Origin of the sequence: Puniceibacterium antarcticum, from assembly GCF_002760615.1 — a bacterium.
Lineage (GTDB): Bacteria > Pseudomonadota > Alphaproteobacteria > Rhodobacterales > Rhodobacteraceae > Puniceibacterium > Puniceibacterium antarcticum.
In genome coordinates this window covers 14,396-36,760 of sequence record NZ_AWWI01000059.1, presented here as the reverse complement: position 1 = coordinate 36,760, position 22,365 = coordinate 14,396, and the positions used below count along the sequence as shown (strand labels likewise).

Sequence of the window (22,365 nt, the reverse complement as noted above, 5' to 3'; positions counted from 1 at the left end):
CGGCCTCAAAACCGGCCAAATTGGTTGTCGCCCGCGGACAAGGTGGTTGACGCTCTACACTGCTCTCTATCATCGGAAAACAACCATCCTGAACCTTGTGCCTTTCCATCAGCTTCTGGCTCAGCTGAAGCTTGAATCGGTTGAGGTCGTCGTCTTCGACCTCGCGGCCGTTTTTATCGCGCAAGGCGATCACCTGGAAATCCGGCTGCAACGTCGCCACCACCTCGGGGAAACTGTTTCCTCGCTCCGCTTGCGGCTCAAGTTCGGCGAACTCCGTCCAAGCCGAGCCTGCGCCGGGTGACGGAGCAAGGGCATTTCCCCGCAGTGCGTCGCCCTTCTTTCGGGGTTTGATGTACCAGGTCGACTCGGTGCCTGAATTGGTTTCGTGTTCGGCGATTGCCCTGCTCCCCGGCATGTCTACATCGCCAGCATGGCTGCTGATCTTCATCCCGAACACCTGAATGGTCATTCGAGCACTGGCGATGCCGAATATCACTGACCCGGCGGCAGTGCTTAGGCCGCAGACCGGAGCAAACCCCGTTGTGGTTCTGACATGCGTCGCCGTTCTGTCGTCCCCAGGCCCGATCAACTGCACCTGCCCTGTGACTGGCGCGATGTGCTCCACTGGGCTGGGCGACCGACCGCGGACTTCATCATCGAATGGATAGGGCGACCACTGCCCCACAAGCCTGGGCATCGGCCCGGCCCCGATCACTCGGTTCAGTTCTTCATTGATCCGCTCGGCGCAGATCGCAAGCCCTTGATAGGGTTTTGCCACCCCTCCGCCACGCCACATACCGACGATCAAGTCTTCACCATCGGACTGCCGCATCATGATCGGCGCGCCCGACCAACCAAGACGTGTCTCCGGCGCGAGGTTATCCGCTTCCTTGAGGATGAATGAAGCCTTGCCCTTTTGCATTGGCGATTCAAGGCAAAGACTATTGGCTTCCCAACCACCAAATGTTGGCTGTCCTTCACGAGAGTCAGCGCCATATGACTTAGCTCCGTTTCCCCGCACGTAAGTCGTCATTGCGAGATCCGGATCCTTGATCGGTATGCGCCGCAACTTCAGCGGCCCCTCCGACATCGCTTCGTCGGGGCGAAACTCTAGATCGAGGAATGCGACATCAACCAACTTGTTCACGTGGGCTCGATGCTCATGCGGAGGAACCGGAAACCACCCGCCTGTGCGAACAGTTCCCCGAGCCAAGACACCATTGGCGAAAACTACTAGGAACTCCGAGGCTGGCAGAGTTTCCGAGCTTGCGTTACCTACCACATGGGCGCAGGTCACGAGAACGCCGCCCTGGGCATAAAACCCGTGGCCGCGAACATTTCCCTCGTCGTCCTCGATATAAGCGACAGTACCCACTTTCCCCGATTCCGTTCTGTATGCCCCCAGATTTGTCGATAGCATCATTAGCATATTTGCCGTTGGCCAGACTTCCTACCAGTGAAATCTTGCCGCGCGCGCGCCAAATTGTTGCTGGGTGCAGCGGCAGCACTATCCGGTAGCAATCGGTTTCTAGATAGACCCCGGCGCAGTCGTAGGCGGCGGCCGTCGCTCCGCTGTTGAGAAAGAGGCAGGGCGACGGTAATTGTGTGGCGGCGCGCCGATCCTCACCGCACTGAAAGGCCCTCCGCCCTTCACGACACCAAGCACAGGATCAGGTTAGCACGGACTCAATTACCCCCTACTACCTTCAACCGGGGCTTAAGCATCTCCCCCACGGCGTTCACCCCTGCCCGCAGGGGCGAGTCGATCAGGTGGGCGTAACGTTGGGTTGTGCCGATCTGGGTGTGGCCGAGCAGCCGACCGATCATTTCAAGCGATGCGCCGCCGGAAACCAGCAGCGAGGCGAAGGTGTGGCGCAAATCATGGATGCGCACATCGGGGATATCGGCCTTCGCGCGCATCCGCTCCCAAAACCGCTTGAGGTCGACAACCGGCTGGCCCGGCACATCGCCGGGGAAAAGGAAGCGGCAGCCTTTGGGCACGGCATCGCTACGCAGCCGGATCAGGGCAACGGCCTCGTGCGAGATCGGCACGCGGTGGACGCGGCGCTGTTTGGTGTAGGCGGCCTGTTTGGTCCAGATAGCCAGATCAAGATTGAACTGGTCGAAGGTGGCGGTGCGGGCCTCGCCGCAGCGGGCGCCGGTCAGCATGCACAGGCGGATGATCCCGGCGGCGCGCTGATCTGGATCGGCACATAGGGCGTCGGCGAGCCGCTGGATCTCGTCGAAGGACAGAAACCGCTCACGGGCGGTTTCCGGGCGCTTGCGAAAGCTGGTCGCCGGATTGTCGGTGCGCATTTTCCACGTGACAGCCAAGCTGAACATCTTACGCAGGACCTCGCCTACACGGTTGGCTCGCACCGGCGTCGGCTTGAAAACCTTTGGCGGGGGATTGGGTTTAGTCCACTTTGATTTGAATGCCCGTGGCGCCTTGGTGGGCTTAACGGATTTCTTCCAGACCCGTGGCCGCCCCGCTGCGATCTTCGTCAGTAGCCTATCAACATCGTTCGGCGCGATGTCGGTCACCTTACGCGTCCGCCAGTCGGGCAAGACCAATGTCTTGAGCATGCTGGCCTGATCCTTACTGCTGGATGCAGCAAGCTTAGGCAGATGTTCGTCGATGTACCGCTCGACTAATTCTTCCACGGTCGGGGCGTGCCGCGCAGATGTCCGCACATCCATCGGATCTTCGCCCCGATCGATATCGCGTTTCAGGCGCTTGGCTTCGTCGCGGGCCGCGGTGACAGACCAGCTTGGCCACGTGCCAATTGTGAAACGGCGCTGCCGCCCAGCCGCGCGGTAGATCAACACAAACCCTTTGCGGCCGGATTCAAAGACGCACAAGCCAAAGCCCGGGCAATCCTCGTCGAATACCACATATTTCCGGCGGCCAATTTCGGCGGCTTTCACAACTCGTTCCGTCAGATGCGTTCCCATGCAGGCTCCCCTTTTCGTGCCGACTCAGGGATGAGGTGCGGCAAAGAGCAACCTGCTCTTCGCGAGGGCCCGGCGAAGAGGCGCAAACCGGCATAAACAAACCGGCAATTATACCGGACGGGCGGCGTCAGGCGGGGTTCAACTCCTTCCAGACCGACTGAATCCGGCGGCGGATCGTGCTTTCGTCCGGCGCTTCGCCTTCGGCGGAATTGGCGATGAACCATTCCTGCATTTCGATGACCAGATCGCGTTGCCGCACTGGGAAGCCTCCGGTGTAGACCCGTTTCATCAGTGCGACATAGAACCCGTCCCAGTCGTATTTCGTTGGCGCTCCGGGGCCGACGTTGCGGGTGCGGCCGATGCAGTGGGCCTCCTCGAACCGATCGATTTCACGGGCGGTGATCATGACGTCCGCTGCGGCCAGGCGCACGCCGCCAACCGGCTCGGTGATCTCGCGCCAATGCTCCTCGCCCGTGCGTCGCGCCTGCGTCACGTAGATTTTCTTGGCGCCCTTGCCGAAAGGGCGGAACAACGGCCGCACCTCGCTGCCAGACACGCTCAAAAGGCCCGCGGCGCATTCGCCGTCCAGTCTCACCCTCGCAAAGCCTGCGACCAGATCGATCTCGTCTGAGATCGCATAGTTCACGACCTCCGTCTGGGAGCATCCCCAACGCACCGAAACTTCCAAAACCGAATAGAAAACCTTTGCCGGAAACGCCATGAACCACCCCATTCTGTCGCAGATATGCCGCCGACATCGCGCACCACGACGACGGCCCCCGACCTTTCCGGCGGGGCGAACATTTTGCGAATCTGTTTGTTAACTGCTCCCGCTCAAGTTGTCAGAGTTCGTTGTTTGTTCATATCGAAATCCGAGGCCGCGCTTCCGATAACGGTGGATAAATCGACCGGCAGAATTGCCGGTTTGTTTCTGCCGGTTTCTGCCTCTTTGCCGGTCCCACGCGCGTGATTGTCTTCCCTCAGTGATCCTGGCGACCCGATCCACGGGTGCCATAAGCGGAGGAAAGACATGCAAAACATTGGCTTGGACGGCACTGCCGCGGACGACACCGGCCTTCTGGTCGGCTGGCTCAACCGGGCAGAGCTTGCTCGGGAATTGGCGCTTTCGGTGGACACCTTGCAGCGTTGGGAGACCCGCCGCATGGGGCCGCCCTGCGTTCGGGTGGGTCGCAAGGTGCTTTACCGGATGGAGGCCGTGCGCGACTGGCTGCGCGATCAGGAGGCCCGCAAGACCGGTGCAAACCGGGCTGTTGCCGGTCGGCGCTGAGGCAGCGATCATGGCACAAATCACCCCCAACGGATCATTTTCGGTCACAGACCTGATCACGGAGGCCCAGCGCGAACTGGACCTGCGCAGGCAGTTCTACTGGTCCCGCGTCAGGGCCGGAAAAATGCGCCAGGCGGAGGCCGACAAGCGCATCGCCCTGATGCAAGCCATCGTCAAACGCCTCACCGTGACGGCGGCGCTATGAGCCACAAGGCCACCAACTGGGCAATCCAGCAGCGCGGGCTGATGCCAGCGACCAAGCTGGTGCTCTGGCATCTTTGCGATCGGCATAACCCGGATTTCGGGTGCTTTCCGTCGCAGGACCAGTTGGCGGCCGATGTCGAAATCTCGCGCTCGTCGCTGAACACCCATCTCGAAAAGCTGGAAGCGGCGGGGCTGATCCGAAGGCATCGGCGCCATTCCGAGGGCACGCACCGGCGCAAATCGACCCGCTACATCCTCGGGTTTGAGGCCGATTTTGAGCGCGAGCCGTGTCCAGAATCTGGACATGGAAAACCACAAAAGCCATGTCCAGATTTTGGCAAAAGCCATGTCCAGAATCTGGACACTAACCTTGTAAGAGAACCTGTAACTACTACCGCGCGTGAGGCCGACATCGTTGGCGATGCTGAAGCGGCTTGCCTTGCCGCGTGCGGCGAGGGCCTGAGCCCGGCATCGAGAACGGCGATCACCGCCACCCGGCAGGTGATTGCGGATTGGCAGGCGAAGGGCTTTGATCTGAACGCCGATATCCTGCCCACCCTGACCGAGCGGACGAAGCGCGAGCGGACCGATCCAATTCGGACGTGGGAGTATTTCACCCCGGCGATCGCCGCGCGTCATGCCCGACAGTTGGCGCTGGCGGCAAAGGCGAAAAGTGCTGGGGAAGCGAAGCCTGTGGCCAAAGCGAGCCGCGCAGAAATCCTCGCATTCACAGCCGACTGGATCAATTCCGACCGCTACGTCCCAACGAGCGCTGTGTCGAACGTGATGCGCGACGCCCTGCTGGCGGCCGGGCTCGTGACCGTTGCCGCGTTGCGGGCCAAGCAGATTTACTGAACCCCTGAGGGAGGACCACCATGACCCTGACACCCCGCGACATCGAGGATCGCTTCGAGGAGGCCGCCTATGTGCTGCGCCGCCTGCCTGAGAAGGACCGCCCCCGTGGCTATCGTTCGTCCTGGCCGCCGATCGTGCAGGAGGCCAAGCACGCCTATGGCTACACGCCCGAGGCCCCGATGCGGGTGATCCCGAGTGCGGCGGCCATCACCCGGATGGAGGAATGCCTCGACTGGCTGTTATTGGTCGATCCCGAGGATGCCCGGATCGTCTGGCTGCGGGCCGAGGGCGCGCGCTGGCGGCAGGTCTGCATTCGCGCAGGATGTGTGCGATCGACCGCCTGGCGCCGCTGGGCGGCAGCACTTTTGACGATTGCGAAGAAGCTGAATTCCGCAGCGAAATCAAAGCGCAAGGTCAAGGCGCCCAAAATGCCCGCCGCAACGACCGGCACAATCCCGGGTGAAACCGCCGCCAACACGCAGGAGGATGGGCAAAACGCGTTGAAATTCGGGCGCGACACATCTCCGGGTTTTGAGGCATAAAAGCGATAGGATGAGGGACCACATGGGCGACAGATCGCTTGGCTCCCCAGCCGCTTTGGACGCTGTTCCCCGACCGGCGCGCCTCGCCCTTCGCAGCCCCCCGGGCCCCGGGCCCCGGTTCCACCCGGGTCTGATGTGTATGCGGGGGGCAGAGGCGCAATAAGTCTCTAGCGTCAAACATTTTTTCTGGGTTCGCGCCTTGGGTGCGCACTCTTGGGTTCGCAGGTACGCACGCACCCACCGATCGCCGTTTATACCTCCCTGCCCTGCCTCAACTGGCCCGGTGTTGATCACCGGGCCGTTCCTTTTTCAGGAGACCACCTTTTGCAGATCGACATGATGCAAACCTCGCGGCTGGTGCCCTACATCCGCAATGCCCGCACCCATTCCGCCGATCAGGTGGCCCAGATCGCAGCCTCGATCGCCGAGTTCGGTTTCACCAACCCGATCCTGATCGGCGAGGACGATGTGATCATTGCCGGGCACGGACGGCTGATGGCGGCGCAAAGCCTTGGCCTGGCGCAGGTGCCGGTGATCGTCCTGGACCATCTTTCGGAGGCCCAGCGCCGGGCCCTGATTCTTGCCGACAACCGGATTGCCGAAAATGCGGGGTGGGACAACGCGATGCTGGCCTCGGAACTGGCGGCGCTGCGCGACGAAAATTTCGATCTGGACATGATCGGCTTCGACGAGGCTGAACTGGAAGAATTGCTGGCGGGGTTTGAATTTGGCGATGTGGGCGCGCTAGGCGGCGGCGAGCAAGTCGGCGAGGCAGGCGAAAGCGAAAGCCAACCCGCCGCCTCGTCATCCGGCAGCCTCGCCGCGCGCTTCGGCATCCCGCCGTTCTCAATCCTCGATGCCCGCAAGGGCTGGTGGCAGGATCGCAAACGCGCTTGGCTGGAAATGAACATTCGCTCCGAACTCGGCCGCGGCGAAGGCGATCGCGCCTGCCCGGGCGGCAGTCCGATGCCAGGCAACGGATCGCGAAAGGATTACAAACCCGGCGCGGCCAAGGCGTTCAACGATGGCGCGGTCCTAGGCGGTGGTGGTCTGGCCGATCAGGTCGCCAAAGCCGCCACCGCCCGCCGCCAGAAAAAGGAGGCCGCACATGGCTAAATCCCCCGCCCGCACCTTCGGCCAAGACCTGATGCGCGGCGAGCATGTGGTCGGCGGCGAAAAGACCAATGGCGGCGTGCTTATGCCGTCGCACACCTCCGGCGATCCCAGCTTCTATGCTAAAAAACGCGCCAAGGAGGCTGAACTGGGCCATGAATTGACCACCGAAGCCTTTCTTTCCGATCACTACCAAGCCTCCGACACCCCCGCAGCCTCGGGCACTTCAATCTTCGACCCAGTCCTTTGCGAAATCGCCTACCGCTGGTTTTGCCCACAGGGCGGCACGGTCCTCGATCCTTTCGCAGGTGGATCAGTCCGCGGCATCGTCGCTTCGCAGCTGGGCCGGGACTACGTCGGGATCGAACTGCGCGCCGAACAGGTCGCCGCCAATCAGGCACAGGCGGCGCTGGGCGCTGGCCCTGCCCCGCAGTGGATCACCGGCGACAGCCGCGACATCGCCACGCTCGCCAAGTGCGTCGACGCCGATCTGATCTTCAGCTGCCCACCCTATTGGAACCTTGAGGTCTATTCCGACGATCCGGCCGACCTCTCAACGCTGGGCAAGGAGGCGTTCTTCGAAGCCTATGCCCGGATCATCACAGGGACCGTCTCACGCCTGCGCGACGATCGTTTCGCCGTCTGGGTAATTGGTGATGTTCGGGATGCTGGCGGGTTTTTCGTGAACCTGCCGGGCAAAACAATCGAGGCCTTTGAGGCTGCCGGTGCCCGTTTCTACAACGATGCGATCCTCGTCACCGCAGTGGGATCGCTCCCGGTCCGCGCCGGACGGCAGTTCGAAGCCTCCCGCAAATTGGGCCGGACACATCAGAATGTGCTGGTGTTCTGCAAGGGCGACCCCAAGCGCGCCACCGAGGCGATCGGACAGGTGGAATTCGGCGAAATTGACGAGGCCGACGACACCAGCGAAGAGGCTCCCCAAGAATGACCGCCCCGATCGTGCAAACCCATGCGGGGATCTGGGTGGTCCGCGACGATCTGCACCCGGGCGGCACCAAAGCACGGTTCATCGGCCGCGTGTTCGACCGCGTGCAGGAAGCCGTCTATGCCAGCCCACCTGAGGGCGGCGCGCAAACCGCCCTCGCACACGTCGCCCGGGCGCTGGGCAAGAAGGCCACGATCTTTGTCGCTCAGCGCGCGAAACCGCACGCCCGGACGCTGGAAGCGGCAAGACTGGGCGCCAAGGTAGTGCCGGTCTCGCCGGGATATCTCACCGTCGTCCAAAGCCGGGCGCGCCAATATTGCCGGGACAGCGGGGCATCGCTGATCCCGTTCGGTGCGGATGTTCCAGGCGGTGTCGAGACAATCGCCGCAGCCGCACTGGCGACCGGGCTTGAACCAGACGAGGTGTGGTGCGCGGCGGGATCGGGCGTTCTAGCGCGGGGCATGGCGTTGGCATGGCCAAAAGCCCAGCGGCATGTGGTGCAGATCGGGCGGGAACTGACGGCTAGGGACGTCGCTGGAGCCCGTATTCACGTCTATCCGCGGGCCTTTGGACAGGTGGCGCTTATCGGCGCACCCTTTCCGGCGGACCCGCACTATGATGCGAAGGCTTGGGAGTTGTGCGTGGCGATGCGCGGGCCGGGGCGAATACTTTTCTGGAACGTGGCGCCATCTCCATAAATGAAGGCAACAAAAGGTGAATTGGCTACGCGCTATTGGCCGCACAATATCTCAAGCTATTCTCGATCCCCCCAAGGTTCCCTGCAGCAACAAGAAGGTCTCTTACTCGTGGCAAGCTCTCATAACGATCTTCAATTCGAACCCCAAGGCTTATCCCAAATCCTTGTTGATCTCGAAGACTCTTGACCTCGCATCGATATGTCCCCCAGAACTCAAAAATCCGGTCGTCAAAATATTCTATTACGGTTGAGTTTCTACATCTTGTTTCCCTGCAAACCTCCCAATCATCTAGGAAACGCGCAACACGTACGATGTGTTCCTTATAGCCAATGCAATTAGGGTCATCCTCGCATGACTTAACTCGATTAGAAATCGCTCCAAACAATGCATTCGGGTCGACTTGATTACCCATCTGAGCCACAACCTCCTCAACTTGCTGATCGAAGTGGTGGACTGCCTCTTCGAACTTATTGTGCCAAATTTCGTTGAGGCTCGTCGAAATGTCCTTGTCCCTAGAAGTCGAAATGTAGACCGCCACAGCGATAAGGACGAGCGTTACAAGGAGATAACCAAGCATAAGAATGAACGTCCAAATCGCCTCCCAGCCTTCCGGGCGATTCTCTGGCGCAAGCAAGCCGAACAACAACAAAATTGGGCCTAAAGCTATAAAAAGCAGAGTCACAATCAAATCACCTGTTGCTAAGTACGATAGAGCACCAGCCAAAATGATAATGAACAAGAGAATGAAACGTTGTGCACCAGATGACAGCCCTGAGGCAAGGTTGTCAGCTATCCTTCCAAGGCTTTGCGCATCTAGCATTCTAGAAACCTCCTTGGATCATCTGATCGAAGTATGCCTTCAGCCCTTCACGATCCTGTATTACGCATGAGTCAGGGTAGAGTTGACAGAAATCAAGTGTTCTAGGTTCTTTTGACAGCCCGTCATTCCCTTTGACATCACAAGACTCCGGCCAGACTTCGCACACGTTGAACTCGATCTGACGTCGAGCAAGTGGTCTAGTTACCTGATCGCCCGGGATGCAGAACTCAGGGAAGCGCTCGCAGACGTTGTAACTTTGCTCATCCTGAGCGTTAGCGGCTCCAGCTACCAAAGTAACCAGAATAATTGAAAGAAAATGTTTCATTTCACTTACTCCTTAAAGCTGCCAACTCAAAGTGCATCCCGTCTATCCTGCCTCCGCCAAAATGCCCTCCCCAATAGAAGCCAGCACGGTTTGCTGCCTCGACTAATTCGCGGACTGAGCCCTTGCTTCCGCATCTTGCAGGTTCGTTGCCGATCCAGTTCCAAGTCGCATTAATGTCGAAGGCACTTCCGAAGGCGTGATTGCTCAGCTTACCTCCATGGTCCGGATCGGTGCTTTTTCGCTTCGGCTGGGGCGAGTTCCCCGGATTGTAGCCAAAGATGTAACGTGGGTCGAAGGCACCTGCGAAGCTGATCACAAGATGCAGTAAATCGGCCGCCTTCCACTGGTTCAGAAGTTCTTCGAGAGCATCCTTGGCCTTGCCGTGAACGCGGAAGTATCCATTGTAGCCATCGGCGTGACTGAACGCGCTGGAACGCAGGTCATTGATTTGGGCTTGCGTCCAGTCATTGGTGGTTCCCGCGCAATCGCCCTTGATGACGATGCGTTCGATACGATCGCGAAACTTGCTGGCCTTTTGAATGTAATCAAAGCACCCAAGGTTGCTGTTCCGCCATGCGTTATTTGGGGAAGACAGGCCGTCTGGCCGAGGCGGCCAGTTGGCGCCATTCCGCTGCTGGTAGTAGTCGTCGGGGAGAACTGTGTAGCCAAAAGCCTTTGCGGTCTCAATCGTGGTAGCATCGAGCTTACCGGACGTTGAGAGGTTTTGCTGAAGCTGGAAGATGCGCGTTGCGTCCTCAGTCTTCTGGCCAAAATCCGCGTCGACTCGTCCGACCTGAGGAATACCTCGCCTTAGGAGGAAATATTGCCACCGCTGCACCTCCGCCGGAATGTTGTTCCCACCACGCGCCAATTTGAAAGGCATTCTGGTAATCCTTCTTGCTTAAATTGATTCTCCAAACCTTAAGTAATTGAAATTATGCAACCACAGACGGACTCACGAATCAAGGTAAACGGTCATGGATGGCTCGGTCCTCCCGGGCTCCAATTGCTAGCACCGCGTTGTCACGGTAGCGCGCCAAAGCCTTCGGGCTGGATGAGACCGGGTTGATCTCGAACGCCCGCAATGCGGCGATGTCGCCCGCCTCGGCCAATGCAACGATTTGCGCAAGCTTGGCGCGGAACCGAGCGTGGGTCGGTTTGGAGAAATCCGGTGCCTGCGGCAGCACCCCGCTTTGGGCCTGTTCGAGGATGGCCTTTCGCTTGCCGGTTACCGGGGCGCCTGCGGCCTTTTGCTCTTGCCCCGGGACGGCATCGGCCACCGGTCCAGTGTTGCCGTAGTCCAGAACCAAGGTCAGCCGGGCCTCCGCCTGCTCGAAAGTGGCCGCGGTCAGGATCGAGGTGAAGGCAAGTGCCGCGCGGTCGTTGCCGATCTGCGCCGCTAGTAAGCGAGCGAGGTTATCCCCCGCCTTCTTGGCGCTTGCGGTGGGCGCGATCGGCGGTTCCGAAAGGCGCTGGGCGAGCGTGTCGATCTGCGCGGCGGTGAGGGGTTTGGTTTTCATATCAGGTTCCTTCAGGCGTTGGTGATGTGGGCGGAATGCCCAAGGTCTGTGACGGCGTAGATCATCGTCCGGCCGTCGCCGATCGCGGCTCCAAAGGCCTGCGCCTCGGGCAGCGTCGCGAATTGCTCGCGGGTCCGGGTAGCGGGCGTGCGGCCGCGGGCGGCGACAAAGTGGGCGGCGTTCTTGAGGCAGAATTCTTCGTGGGTTGTCAGGGGTTTCATGGCGGCCTCCGTTGCGTTGAGATGGCTGCAGACAGCGCACGAGACCCAAAGAGAGCAACTCCTAAGTCACTGAATAAATGAGGTTTCGATCAGAATGGGAGTGTCCCGGAGAAGCTATGCGGCGCAGCGCGGCGTCTCCGAGGCGGCGGTGCGCAAAGCCATTGCCACCGGGCGGATCACGACCCTGCCGGACGGCACGATTGACCCCGATCGCGCCGATGCCGAATGGGGCGCACAGACCGATCCAGCGAAACAGCGCGGCCTGCACGCGCGCCAGATGGGCGCGGAAACGGCCGCGGGCACGGCGCGGGCGGCCGCGACCAAGCCGGTGCCGCAGTCGGCGATCAAGGCCGTGGCCGATACGTTGCGCGATGCGGGCACCGATCCGGGCGGAACTGAGGCCAGCGGCGGCGAGGTATCGTTCCTGCGTGCCCGGATGGCCAACGAGGTTTTGAAGGCCCAGACAGCCAAGGTCCGGCTGGAAAAGATGAAGGCCGAGGTGATCGACCGGGCCCGGGCCACGGCGATGGTCTTCGATCTGGCACGGCGGGAGCGGGATGCCTGGCTGAACTGGCCGCCGCGGGTGGCGGCCAACATGGCGGCGGAACTGGGCGTCGATGCCCATCGGATGGAGCAGGTTCTGGACATCTATCTGCGCCAGCACCTGACCGAGATGGCGGAGGTGAAAATTGAGCTCCGCTGAAAGCTTCGATGGGGCTGAAGAGGTCCGACGCGCATGGATGGCCGGTCTGGCGCCTGATCCGTCGCTGACCGTCTCGCAATGGGCCGACCGGCACCGGGTTTTGTCGTCTCGCGCTGCTTCGGAAGCCGGGCCCTATCGGACCGCGCGGACGCCTTACATGAAGGCGGTGATGGATGCGCTGTCGCCGCGCCATCCAGCGCAGCGGGTGGTGTTCATGAAAGCGGCACAGGTTGGGGCGACCGAGGCGGGCAACAACTGGATCGGCTTTTGCATGCACCGGGCGCCTGGGCCATTTCTGGCCGTGCAGCCGACCGTTGATCTGGCGAAACGTTTGTCACAGCAGCGGATCGATCCGCTGATTGAGGAAAGCCCGGATTTGCGGGCGTTGGTGCTGCCCTCACGGTCGCGGGATGCCGGGAACACCATTCTGGGCAAGCGGTTTCCGGGTGGCCAGTTGATCCTGACCGGCGCGAACTCTGCCGTGGGCCTGCGCTCGATGCCCGCACGCTGGGTGTTTCTCGACGAGGTCGATGCATACCCGGGCGATGTCGATGGCGAGGGTGATCCGATCGCTTTGGCCGAGGCTCGGACCATCAGCTTCGGGCATCGCAGCAAGGTGTTTCTGGCATCGACGCCAACGCTGAAAGGCTTGAGCCGGATTGAGCGGGAGTGGGAATTGTCTGACCAGCAGCGCTATCACGTGCCCTGTCCACATTGCGGCGGGCTGCAATGGCTGCAATTCGAACGGCTGCGCTGGGAACCGGGCAAAGCCGAGACGGTGCAGTATCTCTGTGAGCATTGCGATGCGCCGATCGCTGAGCGGCACAAGACATGGATGATGGCGGAAGAGAATGGCGCGGGCTGGCAAGCTACCGCTGCGCCCGAGGTGCAGGCGGCAGCGAAAGCCGCGGGCGTGGTCGGCTATCACATTTCCGGTCTCTATTCGCCGCTCGGGTGGTTGTCCTGGGAAGAGATCGCCCGCGGATGGGAAGGAGCGCTGGGGAATGATGCGGCGCTGAAGACGCTTAAAAACACCGTCCTTGGCGAGACATGGCAGGAACGCGGCGAGGCACCGGACTGGCAGCGGCTTTATGAGCGGCGGGCAGATTGGCAGCTTGGGATGGCGCCAGAGGGCGTGTTGCTTTTGACCGCCGGGGCCGATGTGCAGCGCGACCGGATCGAGGTCGATGTCTGGGGTTGGGGTCGTAATCTGCGCTCCTGGCTGGTCGATCATGTGGTTTTGGAAGGTGATACCGCGAGGCCGGAAGTCTGGGCGCAGCTTTCGGAGCTTCTGGGGCAAACATGGGAGCACGCGTCAGGATGCCGGATGGCATTAGCGCGGATGGCAATCGACTCGGGCGACGGTGTCACCACCGATGCGGTCTATTCCTGGGTACGGGCAGCCGGGCGCGGACAGGTGATCGCGATCAAGGGTGTCGCTGGATTTGACCGCACCACGCCGGTCGACGGGCCGACTTATGTCGAAGTGACCGAGGCCGGGCGCAAGCTCCGGCGTGGGGTACAGCTTTGGAAAGTGGCCGGTGCGGTGTTCAAGTCAGAGACCTATCGTTTCCTGCGCCTTGTCGCCCCGACTGACGAAGAACTGGCCGAGGGTGGGGAATGGCCGCACGGGTTTGTGCACATCCCGAAAGGCACAACGGCGGAATGGATGAAGCAGCTGACCGCCGAGCAGCTGATGACGATCAAGACCCGGCAAGGTTTTCAGCGGCTGGAATGGCAGCAAACGCGCGAACGCAACGAGGCGCTCGACTGCAGGGTCTATGCCCGCGCCGCCGCCTGGCTGATGGGGATCGATCGCTGGGACAACCTGCGCTGGGAGCAGCTGGAAGCGCAAATGGCGACGGGACAAACCGACGCCTTGCCAGCGGGACAGCCAAACCGGCCCGCACCACCGACAACCGCAAAACGACCCGCCCCCTGGATGGGCCCGAGAAAGAAATGGTTCTGAGATGGCATGGACGCAAGCTGAACTGGATGCGCTCAAACGGGCTTATGCTGCTGGCACGCTGCGCGTGACCTCGGATGGCCGGACAGTGGAATACGGCAATGCCGCCGATTTGCTGTCCCGCGTTCGCATCATCGAATCCGAAATGGCGCAGATCACCGGCAGCCCCCTCCCCGTTGCAGGCTTCGCTGGTTTCCGCCGGGGTGCGCGGTGACCAAGACCCCACCCACAATCCGCTGGGGCCTGATCGATCGAGCAGTGGCGCTGATATCGCCGCAGGCCGCCTCGCAGCGCTATGCTGCCCGGATCGCGCTGGGCAATCTGCGCCGGGCCTATGATGGCTCGACCAAAGGTCGCGGCACCGACGGCTGGACCACTAGCGGCAAAGCGGCCGATGCGGAGATCGGTCTCGCCGCGCCGCTGCTGCGCGATCGGATGCGGGATCTCGTGCGCAACAATCCCCTCGCAGCGAAGGCCGTGGCCGTGCTGGTCAACAGTCTTGTCGGCACCGGCATCCGGCCGCGGGCGGCAGGCGCCGACAAGGCGCTAAACAAGCTGGTCGATGATCTCTGGGCGCGCTGGGCGGATCAGTGTGACGCCGATGGCCACACGGATTTTCACGGGCTGTTGTCGCTGGCGATGCGCGAAACCATCGAGGGCGGTGATGTGTTTGCCCTGCGTGTGCGCCGCCCACGCTCGGCGGGTCTGATGGTTCCGCTGCAGATTGAACTGAAGGAGGCCGACCACCTTGATGCGGCGAAATTCGAGGATCGCGCCGGTGGGGCACGGATTAGGTACGGCATCGAGCATGACAGCGCCGGTCGGCGCACCGCCTACTGGATGTATCCCGATCACCCGGGCGATGCGGCCCCGGTGTTTTCGCGTCGGTTTGAGTCTGTCCGTATCCCGGCCGATCGGGTGGCGCATTTGTTCGAACGCCAGCGGGTGCAATCGCGCGGCGTGCCCTGGGGCACCCCGGCGATGGCGGCGCTCCGCGATGTCGACGACTGGCAGCGGGCCGAGTTGGTGCGCAAGAAGACCGAAGCCTGCCTCGTCGGCATCGTCTTTGGCGATGACGAAACCCAGCAATCGATCGCCCCGGTGGTGCAGGATGCTGATGGGAACCGGATCGAGCAGTTTGAACCGGGGCTGATTGCCTATGCGCGGGGCGGCAAGGACATCAAGTTCAACCAGCCCGCCTCCACTGCAGGCGTCTATGAATGGCACCGGGTGCAATTGCACATCATCGCCGCAGGCTGGCGGGTGCCGTATGAGTTGATGACGGGCGATCTGTCACAGGTGAACTTTTCGTCCAGTCGCGTCGGCCTGAACGAATTCCGCCGGATGGTGGAGGCCATGCAATGGCAGATGATCATCCCAATGTTCTGTCAGCCAATTTGGGCTTGGTTCTGCGAGGCAGCCTTTGCAGCCGGGTTGATCCCAACCGCCGATGTGCCGGTCGAATGGGCGCCGCCGAAGTTCGATAGCGTCAATCCGTTGCAGGATGCAACCACCGACCTGTTGGAGACCCGCGCCGGGTTTTCGACCATCGCCCAGCAGATCGCCAAGCGCGGCTACGATCCGCGCAAGGTGCTGGAAGAATGGCAGGAGTTTGCGCTCCTCGCCGATACCATGAACCTGATTTTCGACAGCGATCCGCGAAAGGTCAGCCGCGGCGGGCAGGTGCAAAGCCAAGACCCCGGATCGCTGGACGGCGAGACGTCCAAACCGCTGCCAGATCCCAGCCAAGCCTGAACGGAGCAAATCATGCCGAAAGACATCATCGATCTGCCCCTGCAGGGGCGGATGGCGTCCGTGCGCGCGGGTTCCGTCGACGAGGCCGCCCGAACGGTTGAAATCATCTGGACCACCGGCGCCACTGTCCGGCGAGCCCGGTTCTGGGACGAGGCGGTCGACGAGGAACTGTCGCTGGACGGATCAGCAGTCCGGCTGGACCGCCTGAATGGCGGCGCGCCGTTCCTGAATTCCCATGATGCCTGGTCGCTGGACTCGGTCCTCGGTGTGGTCGTCGACGGATCAGCCCGGATCGCCAACGGCCAGGGCACCGCCACGATCCGCTTCAGCGAGCGGGCCGACGTCGAGCCGATCTTCCGCGACATCGCAGGCGGCATCATCCGCAACGTCTCGGTCGGCTACCGCGTCCATCGCTATGACATCACTAAACGCGACGGCGCCCCTGAACTCTGGCGCGCCGTTGATTGGGAACCGCTTGAAATCTCCGCCGTGGCGATCGGCGCCGATCCCGGCGCACGGGTCCGGTCTGACACCATCCGCAGCGCCACGATGAACACTTGCACCCTCACTCGCCATGCAACCCCAACCTTGGAGGCCCCAATGCCCGACGATATCCAACCTGCAGCCGTTGCCGCGCCCGCACCCGTCACGCGCGCCATCGATCCTGTCCAGCCCCCGGCACCGGTGATCGCCGCGGCTCCGCCGAACGCCGATGCGATCCGCGCCGAGGCGCAGCGCGCGGCGGCGGATATCCTGACGCTCTGCCAGCGCCACGGCCTCGACAACACCTTTGCCGCTGATCTGATCGGCCGTGGCGTGTCGCTCAATGTCGCCCGCGGCGCTGTGCTCGATAAGCTGGCCGAGGCTGATACCGTCGGCACCCGCACCGGTGCAACGGTCCCGGCGGCGGCGCGAGACAGTGGCGCCATCGAAATCGCCTATCGCGATGCTGTGACGGACGCCTTGCTGCACCGCCATTCGCCCGGCCTGCACAAGCTGACCGATGCGGCGCGGGAATTCCGTGGGCTCAATCTTCTCGATATGGCCCGTCATGCGCTCGAACGCCGCGGGATCAGCACCCGAGGCCTGTCGCGGATGGAACTGGCGACCGAAGCGCTGCAGAAACGCGCTGGGCCCGGCTATCATTCCAGCGCCGATTTCCCGTTCATCCTCGCAAACGTCGCCAATAAGACCCTGCGCTCGGCCTATGACAGCACGCCCCGCACCTTCACCGCTTGGGCGCGGCAGGCGACGATCACCGACTTCCGCCCTGTCCAGCGCACCCAGCTTGCCGGGGCCCCGGACCTGTTGCGCGTGCCTGAAAGCGGCGAGTTCACCTACGGGACCATGGGCGAGGGCCGCGAAGTCTATGCCCTGCTGACCTATGGCCGGATCATTGGCATCACCCGCCAGACGCTGATCAACGACGATCTCGATGCTTTCACCCGTATTCCTTCGGCTTTCGGGGCCTCGGCGGCTGATCTCGAGTCCGATCTGGTCTATTCGATCCTGACCTCCAACCCGCTGATGGGCGACGGCGTGGCTCTCTTCAACGCAGGCCACGGCAATCTCGGCACCGCCGGGGCGATTTCTGAGACCACCCTCGCGGAAGCCTACCGGCTTTTTGGAAATCAGCGCGGACTGGAGGCCCGGCAAATCTCGGTCCAGCCGCGCTATCTGATCACCCCTCCTGGCAGCCGGTCGGTCGAAGCGCGCAAGAACGTCACCGCCACCACACCTAATGCGGTGGCGGGCGTGAACGCTTTCGCCGGACGCCTTGAGCCGATCGAGGAACCCCGCCTGATCCCGGCCGCCGGGGCCGATCCGTGGTTCCTCGCCGCCGATCCGAACCGGATTGACACGGTGGAATACGCCTATCTCGACGGCAGCAACGGCGTTTACACCGAAACCCGCATGGGCTTCGAGGTCGACGGCATGGAAATCAAAGCTCGACACGACTTCGCCTCCAAAGCCATCGACTGGCGCGGCCTCTACCGCAACGCGGGCATCTGATCCTCCCCACCACCCCCAAATCTCAGGAGACCTCTGATGAAAAACTTCATCGGCGTGGGCAACCGCGTCACCCTGACTGCCACTGCGGTCACCACCTCCGGACAACCGGTGCTGATCGGCTCGCTCTTCGGCATCGCCGAGAACGCGGCCGCGATCGGCGACCCATTGGTGCTTGTCATGAACGGCATTTACGATCTGACCAAGACCGCCTCGCAAGCCTGGACCGTCGGCCAGCTCATCTATTGGGATGTCGCCACGTCCCGGGTGACCAACGTGGTGGCCACAAACAAGCTGGTGGGCGTTGCCGTCCTGGCGGTCGGCGCCGGTGCAGGCGAGACGACCGGTCGCGTCCGCCTGACAGCGGCCAGCGCCAATTGACCGCCTTCGATCTGGCCACGGATTCGCTCTTCGCGGACCAGAACCTTGCCGTCGATGCGCTGCTGCGCCTCGGCGGCACCGGTCCGGCACAGCCGATCAGGGTGATCCGGGTGATGCCAGACCAGTTCGTTAGTTTCGGCGAGGGGCGGTTCGTGGTCGACACCATGCTGCTGAACATCCGCCTCGCCGATGCGCCAGTGCTGTCCGCGGGCGACACATTGGAAATCGCAGACCACTTGCACGAGGTCCAAGGCACCCCGACCCGCGACACCGACCGGCTGGTCTGGCTGGCCGAGGCCCGGGCGCAGTGAAACTAATCACCGACATTCAGGGCGATATCCGGGCGATGATGAAGCAGGAGTTGGAGGCGGCCGAACGCGCAGTGACGGCCGGGGTTTCCGAGGCGGCCAGCGGATTGCAAATAGCTTGGCGCGGCCAGATCACCGGCGCGGCGCTGGGCCAAGGTCTCGCGAATTCGATCCGCAAGAAGCTATACCCGACCACCGGCGCATCGATCCGCGCAGCCGCGGTGGTCTATTCCAACGCCTCCAAGGTGGTCGATGCCTTCGATCGCGGCACCTTGATCCGGACGAAGAACGGCTTTTGGCTGGCGCTCCCGACGGCAGCCGCAGGCAAGAAGGGCGTCGGGAACAAACGGATCACCCCAGGCGGCTGGGAACAGCGTACCGGTCAGCGCCTGCGTTTCGTCTATCGGCGCGGTCAGCCCAGCCTTCTAGTGGCGGAAACCCGACTGAATTCCAAGGGCCGGGCGGTCGCGTCCAAGTCGAAGACCGGGCACGGGGTGGCCACCGTGCCGATCTTTCTCCTCGTGCCACAGGTGAAGCTGCCCAAGCGCTTAAGTCTGGAAGGTCCGGCGCGAGAAGCTGAAGCGCGGCTGCCGGGGTTGATCGTGGCGAATTGGAAGGAGGAACAACTTGACTGATGAACGCGATGCAAACCCGATAGAGCCGCAAAATCGCACGTCAACGATTGGCCGCTACTTTGTCTTGCTTCAAAAAGGTGGTTCCCGATTGACGGAACGATGTCGGTTCACCGAAAAAGTGTCGGTGCCGAAAGTTACGCTCCTCACATGGTGAACTGAAACCATACTTTCGATCACGCGAAGGCTTTCTTCGCGATAATCGTCGTCGAAGTTAAAACCGCGTGAATGCGTATCCAGGATAAATGTAAAGTTTGGGACATTATTTTTCTCTCCTAGCACTTCGGCAGGTTCATCATTTGGCGCTGGCACTTCCTCAAAGACCGAATAGTCGGGCTCTGGCCCTTCATCGGTAGAATGGGACTGGCTCGCGGAAAGCTCAGTTCCTTCGGGAAACTGCAGTTGAAGAACGCGCGATGCGTGATGGAACAATACGACATTCCGATGGTTGCCTGGACACTGAACTGAGGGAAATAGGATACCATCGAGACATGGTAGCGGTCGCTGCGCGAGATAGTCAGAAATCATTTGCGTGATTAAATATTCCGTGGGCTCATCGTCTGGCATTACGGGCATAGTGATTCTATCACTAAGACGGCCAAGGAATTTGGATAGAGCCAACTGATCGAGATGATTGGGGTCAAAGATGCTGCCTTCGACATAAACCGAATGCAACGCCTCTACATCCAACAATCGGACTTGGCGCACCAGATCGAAGCGGGCAACAACTGCGCGACTTCCTACGGGCGGTCGAACCTCTGCAAGAGCAACCCCCGGGTCAGTGGCCCCGTAAAAAACAGAGATACCATGCGCATTCATCCGTCCAGCGCGGGCCATCCGACTTGGCGGGGGGCCAACATGAAGATCTGGACGCGCCAACGCGGCGTCCAACTCATCGCCATTGTGGAATAGGCGCGCCCGAAAGAAGCCGGTAATGTTAGCTTCAGGTCCGGCTGTGACAGTGACTGATCGGCCTTCATCAGTTTGAAGTCCATCAATGTTGCTGAACAATCGAGCCAGAAAAGTTACAGCACCCTGACTGAAGAACCGGCTCTCCGATTTAAGCGAGCGTTCGAGGGCGTTAAACTCGAAGGCAAACTCATGGTCTTCGATGCTCTTTAACTCATAGTGGCTTTCACTGGAGAAATCGCACTCCTCACCCATCTGGGCCATTTCGAGGTCCGCGTGACGTTCCTCGAGCAGATCAAGAACATCTTGTGCAACCTCCTCTTCAATCGAAGCGGCTTCGGAAATCGCGTAGAGCACCGGCTCACCGTGCCGATCCCAGTCATAATCGCTTTCCCTATCTCGAAGGAGCATTGACTCATACATGTCTGGTTGATCGGAAGTTCGCTCATAATGACGCTCGAAAGCACCTTCGATGTGGTCAGCCAATTCCTCGAGGGAAATGCACACCTCTTCGGCTGCACCACAATAGCTGCAGGCATCAGTTGTGCCATTTTGCTCTATCAGGCCGTGGAGAAAGGGTTCCCCTACGCAGTTGGTGCAGATCTTAGTGTCGTTGCTGTCGGCCAATTTTTACCCTCTGTTCGTTCCGTGGTCACGCCCCATCACTATTCTGGTGTGCCTTACAAGGATTTCTGCAGCAAGCGCGAATGGTGATTTTGAGTCTGCGCGACAGCGAAGCGTGGTGCATCATAATCGAATGTCTGTGATTGGCGCCTTCGCTACGCTTCCTAAGACATTAGCATCGGATTAGAAAATGCCCACCACCCGCGAAACCATCCTCGCCGCGCTGCAAGCGCGGCTGCAACTGCTTGCCGCCACGGTTCTGCGTGACGAGGTTCTGCCGGAGCGCATCCCGCTTGCCGGGCTGATCATCCTGCGCGATGGCCAGCCGGGCGAACCTGAGGTCACGCTGTCGCCGCTGCGCTACCATTTCCAGCATCGGGCGGAGTTGGAGGTAATCGTCCAGAGTGCAAATGACCGCGCCACGGCTTTCGACACGCTGATCGCGGCGATCGGCACGGCGCTGGCGGCCGACCGGACCCTCAGCGGGCTCTGCGACTGGGTCGAAGCAGAAGCCCCGACCTCAGTCGATCTGCCGGTCGAGGGCGCATTATCCCTCAAGGCGGCGGTCGTGACCGTCGTGCTGCACTACACCACCGCCGACCCGCTGGCCTGATCCCGGCAACACCCCACCCCATAATAGGAGACCCCCATGGCACGTGCGCAAGGCGCGCGGGCGCAGATGGCGCTTGCGTATGAGACGGTTTACGGCACCCCGCCGGTCAGTGGGTTCAGGCTGATGCCTTTCGCCCGGGCTACGCTGGGATCGGAACAGCCGCTCCTGGAATCCGAACTGCTGGGCTATGGCCGCGATCCCCTGGCCCCGATCAAGGACGCGGTCACGGTCGATGGCGAGGTCGTTGTCCCGATCGATGTCGAGGCCTTCGGGTTCTGGCTGAAGGCTGCGTTCGGTCAGCCCACGACCGCTGGCACCACGCCGAAGACCCACACCTTTCAGTCGGGCAACTGGAACCTGCCCAGCATGGCCGTTGAGGTCGCCATGCCGGAGGTGCCGCGCTTTGCGATGTATTCCGGCTGCGTGCTGGATCAGCTGTCGTGGCAAATGCAGCGATCCGGCCTGTTGACCGCCACCGCCCGCCTCGTCGCGCAAAGCGAAACCATCGCAGCCGCGACGGCCGCAGGGACACCCACGGCGCTGGGCCTGCAGCGCTTCGGTCATTTCAACGGCACGGTAAAGCGCAACGCCACCGTCCTGGGCAATCTGGTCTCAGCCGAGATCACCTATTCCAACAACCTCGACAGGATCGAGACGATCCGCGGCGATGGCCGGATCGACGGCGCCGACCCGACCAAGGCTGCGCTGTCGGGGCGCATCGAAGTGCGTTTTGCCGACAGCACGCTGGTGACCCAGGCGATCGACGGCAGCCCTTGCGAGTTGGAGTTCACCTACAGCCTCGGGGCGAACGCGAGTTTCACCTTCACGGCGCATGCGGTTTACCTGCCGATCCCCCGGATCGAAATCGCCGGGCCGCAAGGCGTGCAGGCCAGTTTCGACTGGCAGGCCGCGAAAGCCACCAGCCCCGCCCGCATGTGCACCGCCGTTCTCGTCAACACCCTTGCAGGATACTGATC

At 61.6% G+C, this 22,365-nt stretch carries 26 protein-coding genes; 17 read left to right on the top strand and 9 right to left on the bottom strand.

Translation table 11 applies throughout. The features are described 5' to 3' along the window. The 3 genes from P775_RS07635 to P775_RS07625 all read right to left on the bottom strand — a co-directional run. Window positions 1-1,147 (bottom strand): hypothetical protein (locus P775_RS07635; RefSeq protein WP_143520841.1); only part of this gene is annotated, 1,147 nt, incomplete at its 3' end. A gap of 539 nt (window positions 1,148-1,686) precedes the next feature. Next, on the bottom strand, window positions 1,687-2,955 hold the full coding sequence (locus P775_RS07630) for a tyrosine-type recombinase/integrase (RefSeq protein ID WP_099910419.1): 1,269 nt from the start codon (window positions 2,953-2,955) through the stop codon (window positions 1,687-1,689). 127 nt (window positions 2,956-3,082) lie between these two features. Then, window positions 3,083-3,601 carry a hypothetical protein gene (locus P775_RS07625; protein ID WP_143520840.1) on the bottom strand — a complete coding sequence of 173 codons (519 nt, stop codon included), beginning with the start codon at window positions 3,599-3,601 and terminating at the stop codon, window positions 3,083-3,085. A 384-nt stretch (window positions 3,602-3,985) separates the two neighbouring features. On the opposite strand from P775_RS07625, the gene P775_RS07620 reads away from it, so the two are divergent. The 7 genes from P775_RS07620 (at window position 3,986) to P775_RS07590 (ending at window position 8,601) form a co-directional block, all read left to right on the top strand. Then, window positions 3,986-4,243 (top strand): helix-turn-helix transcriptional regulator, encoded by a 258-nt coding sequence (locus tag P775_RS07620; protein WP_099910417.1) that lies wholly within the window; start codon window positions 3,986-3,988, stop codon window positions 4,241-4,243. A gap of 10 nt (window positions 4,244-4,253) precedes the next feature. Next, window positions 4,254-4,448, top strand: coding sequence for a hypothetical protein (locus tag P775_RS07615; RefSeq protein ID WP_143520839.1), 195 nt, complete (start codon window positions 4,254-4,256; stop codon window positions 4,446-4,448). Beyond that, a complete protein-coding gene (locus P775_RS07610) occupies window positions 4,445-5,302 on the top strand; it encodes a helix-turn-helix domain-containing protein (protein ID WP_099910415.1) in 858 nt (285 codons plus the stop codon). The genes P775_RS07615 and P775_RS07610 overlap by 4 nt, the downstream gene beginning before the upstream one ends. Window positions 5,303-5,322: 20 nt before the next feature. Further along, window positions 5,323-5,844, top strand: coding sequence for a DUF6362 family protein (locus P775_RS07605; protein ID WP_180287370.1), 522 nt, complete (start codon window positions 5,323-5,325; stop codon window positions 5,842-5,844). Window positions 5,845-6,168: 324 nt separating this feature from the next. Further along, complete coding sequence (locus P775_RS07600; protein WP_245875607.1) at window positions 6,169-6,960, top strand: ParB/Srx family N-terminal domain-containing protein; 792 nt, start codon at window positions 6,169-6,171, stop codon at window positions 6,958-6,960. Then, window positions 6,953-7,906 carry a DNA methyltransferase gene (locus tag P775_RS07595; RefSeq protein WP_099910414.1) on the top strand — a complete coding sequence of 318 codons (954 nt, stop codon included), beginning with the start codon at window positions 6,953-6,955 and terminating at the stop codon, window positions 7,904-7,906. The genes P775_RS07600 and P775_RS07595 overlap by 8 nt, the downstream gene beginning before the upstream one ends. Beyond that, window positions 7,903-8,601, top strand: coding sequence for a pyridoxal-phosphate dependent enzyme (locus P775_RS07590; protein WP_099910413.1), 699 nt, complete (start codon window positions 7,903-7,905; stop codon window positions 8,599-8,601). Before P775_RS07595 ends, P775_RS07590 begins: the two co-directional genes overlap by 4 nt. A 25-nt stretch (window positions 8,602-8,626) precedes the next feature. Here the strand turns inward: P775_RS07590 and P775_RS07585 are convergent, their stop codons facing one another. From P775_RS07585 to P775_RS07565, 5 genes are all read right to left on the bottom strand, one after another. Next, a complete protein-coding gene (locus P775_RS07585) occupies window positions 8,627-9,421 on the bottom strand; it encodes a hypothetical protein (protein ID WP_099910412.1) in 795 nt (264 codons plus the stop codon). A 1-nt stretch (window position 9,422) separates the two neighbouring features. Beyond that, the gene (locus P775_RS07580; RefSeq protein WP_099910411.1) at window positions 9,423-9,746 is read right to left on the bottom strand and encodes a hypothetical protein; all 324 of its coding nucleotides are present in this window, start codon (window positions 9,744-9,746) and stop codon (window positions 9,423-9,425) included. Between the two features lies 1 nt (window position 9,747). After that, complete coding sequence (locus P775_RS07575) at window positions 9,748-10,629, bottom strand: M15 family metallopeptidase (RefSeq protein WP_099910410.1); 882 nt, start codon at window positions 10,627-10,629, stop codon at window positions 9,748-9,750. 79 nt (window positions 10,630-10,708) lie between these two features. Beyond that, a complete protein-coding gene (locus P775_RS07570) occupies window positions 10,709-11,266 on the bottom strand; it encodes a hypothetical protein (RefSeq protein ID WP_099910409.1) in 558 nt (185 codons plus the stop codon). Between the two features lie 11 nt (window positions 11,267-11,277). Continuing rightward, entirely contained in the window at window positions 11,278-11,487 is a 210-nt protein-coding gene (locus P775_RS07565) for a hypothetical protein (RefSeq protein WP_099910408.1), read from the bottom strand. A gap of 94 nt (window positions 11,488-11,581) precedes the next feature. On the opposite strand from P775_RS07565, the gene P775_RS07560 reads away from it, so the two are divergent. From P775_RS07560 to P775_RS07525, 8 genes are read left to right on the top strand one after another with little or no spacing between them, the layout of a single operon-like run. Continuing rightward, the gene (locus tag P775_RS07560; protein ID WP_099910407.1) at window positions 11,582-12,190 is read left to right on the top strand and encodes an elements of external origin; all 609 of its coding nucleotides are present in this window, start codon (window positions 11,582-11,584) and stop codon (window positions 12,188-12,190) included. Window positions 12,191-12,227: 37 nt separating this feature from the next. Continuing rightward, entirely contained in the window at window positions 12,228-14,159 is a 1,932-nt protein-coding gene (locus P775_RS07555; protein WP_099910406.1) for a phage terminase large subunit family protein, read from the top strand. Window position 14,160: 1 nt separating this feature from the next. Next, on the top strand, window positions 14,161-14,370 hold the full coding sequence (locus P775_RS07550; protein ID WP_099910405.1) for a phage head-tail joining protein: 210 nt from the start codon (window positions 14,161-14,163) through the stop codon (window positions 14,368-14,370). Then, window positions 14,367-15,911 (top strand): phage portal protein, encoded by a 1,545-nt coding sequence (locus tag P775_RS07545; protein ID WP_099910404.1) that lies wholly within the window; start codon window positions 14,367-14,369, stop codon window positions 15,909-15,911. Before P775_RS07550 ends, P775_RS07545 begins: the two co-directional genes overlap by 4 nt. 12 nt (window positions 15,912-15,923) lie before the next feature. Beyond that, window positions 15,924-17,924 (top strand): prohead protease/major capsid protein fusion protein, encoded by a 2,001-nt coding sequence (locus P775_RS07540; protein WP_099910403.1) that lies wholly within the window; start codon window positions 15,924-15,926, stop codon window positions 17,922-17,924. 36 nt (window positions 17,925-17,960) lie between these two features. Further along, window positions 17,961-18,302, top strand: coding sequence for a DUF2190 family protein (locus P775_RS07535; protein ID WP_099910402.1), 342 nt, complete (start codon window positions 17,961-17,963; stop codon window positions 18,300-18,302). Continuing rightward, window positions 18,299-18,613 carry a head-tail joining protein gene (locus P775_RS07530; protein ID WP_099910401.1) on the top strand — a complete coding sequence of 105 codons (315 nt, stop codon included), beginning with the start codon at window positions 18,299-18,301 and terminating at the stop codon, window positions 18,611-18,613. The genes P775_RS07535 and P775_RS07530 overlap by 4 nt, the downstream gene beginning before the upstream one ends. Further along, window positions 18,610-19,245 (top strand): DUF6441 family protein, encoded by a 636-nt coding sequence (locus P775_RS07525; RefSeq protein WP_099910400.1) that lies wholly within the window; start codon window positions 18,610-18,612, stop codon window positions 19,243-19,245. Before P775_RS07530 ends, P775_RS07525 begins: the two co-directional genes overlap by 4 nt. A 69-nt stretch (window positions 19,246-19,314) precedes the next feature. Here the strand turns inward: P775_RS07525 and P775_RS07520 are convergent, their stop codons facing one another. Then, window positions 19,315-20,778, bottom strand: coding sequence for an RES family NAD+ phosphorylase (locus tag P775_RS07520; RefSeq protein ID WP_099910399.1), 1,464 nt, complete (start codon window positions 20,776-20,778; stop codon window positions 19,315-19,317). Window positions 20,779-20,965: 187 nt separating this feature from the next. Here P775_RS07520 and P775_RS07515 point away from each other — a divergent pair, with 187 nt between their 5' ends. Next, window positions 20,966-21,388 (top strand): acyl-CoA transferase, encoded by a 423-nt coding sequence (locus tag P775_RS07515; RefSeq protein WP_099910398.1) that lies wholly within the window; start codon window positions 20,966-20,968, stop codon window positions 21,386-21,388. 36 nt (window positions 21,389-21,424) lie between these two features. Further along, window positions 21,425-22,363 (top strand): phage tail tube protein, encoded by a 939-nt coding sequence (locus P775_RS07510; RefSeq protein WP_099910397.1) that lies wholly within the window; start codon window positions 21,425-21,427, stop codon window positions 22,361-22,363. Window positions 22,364-22,365 lie beyond the last annotated feature (2 nt).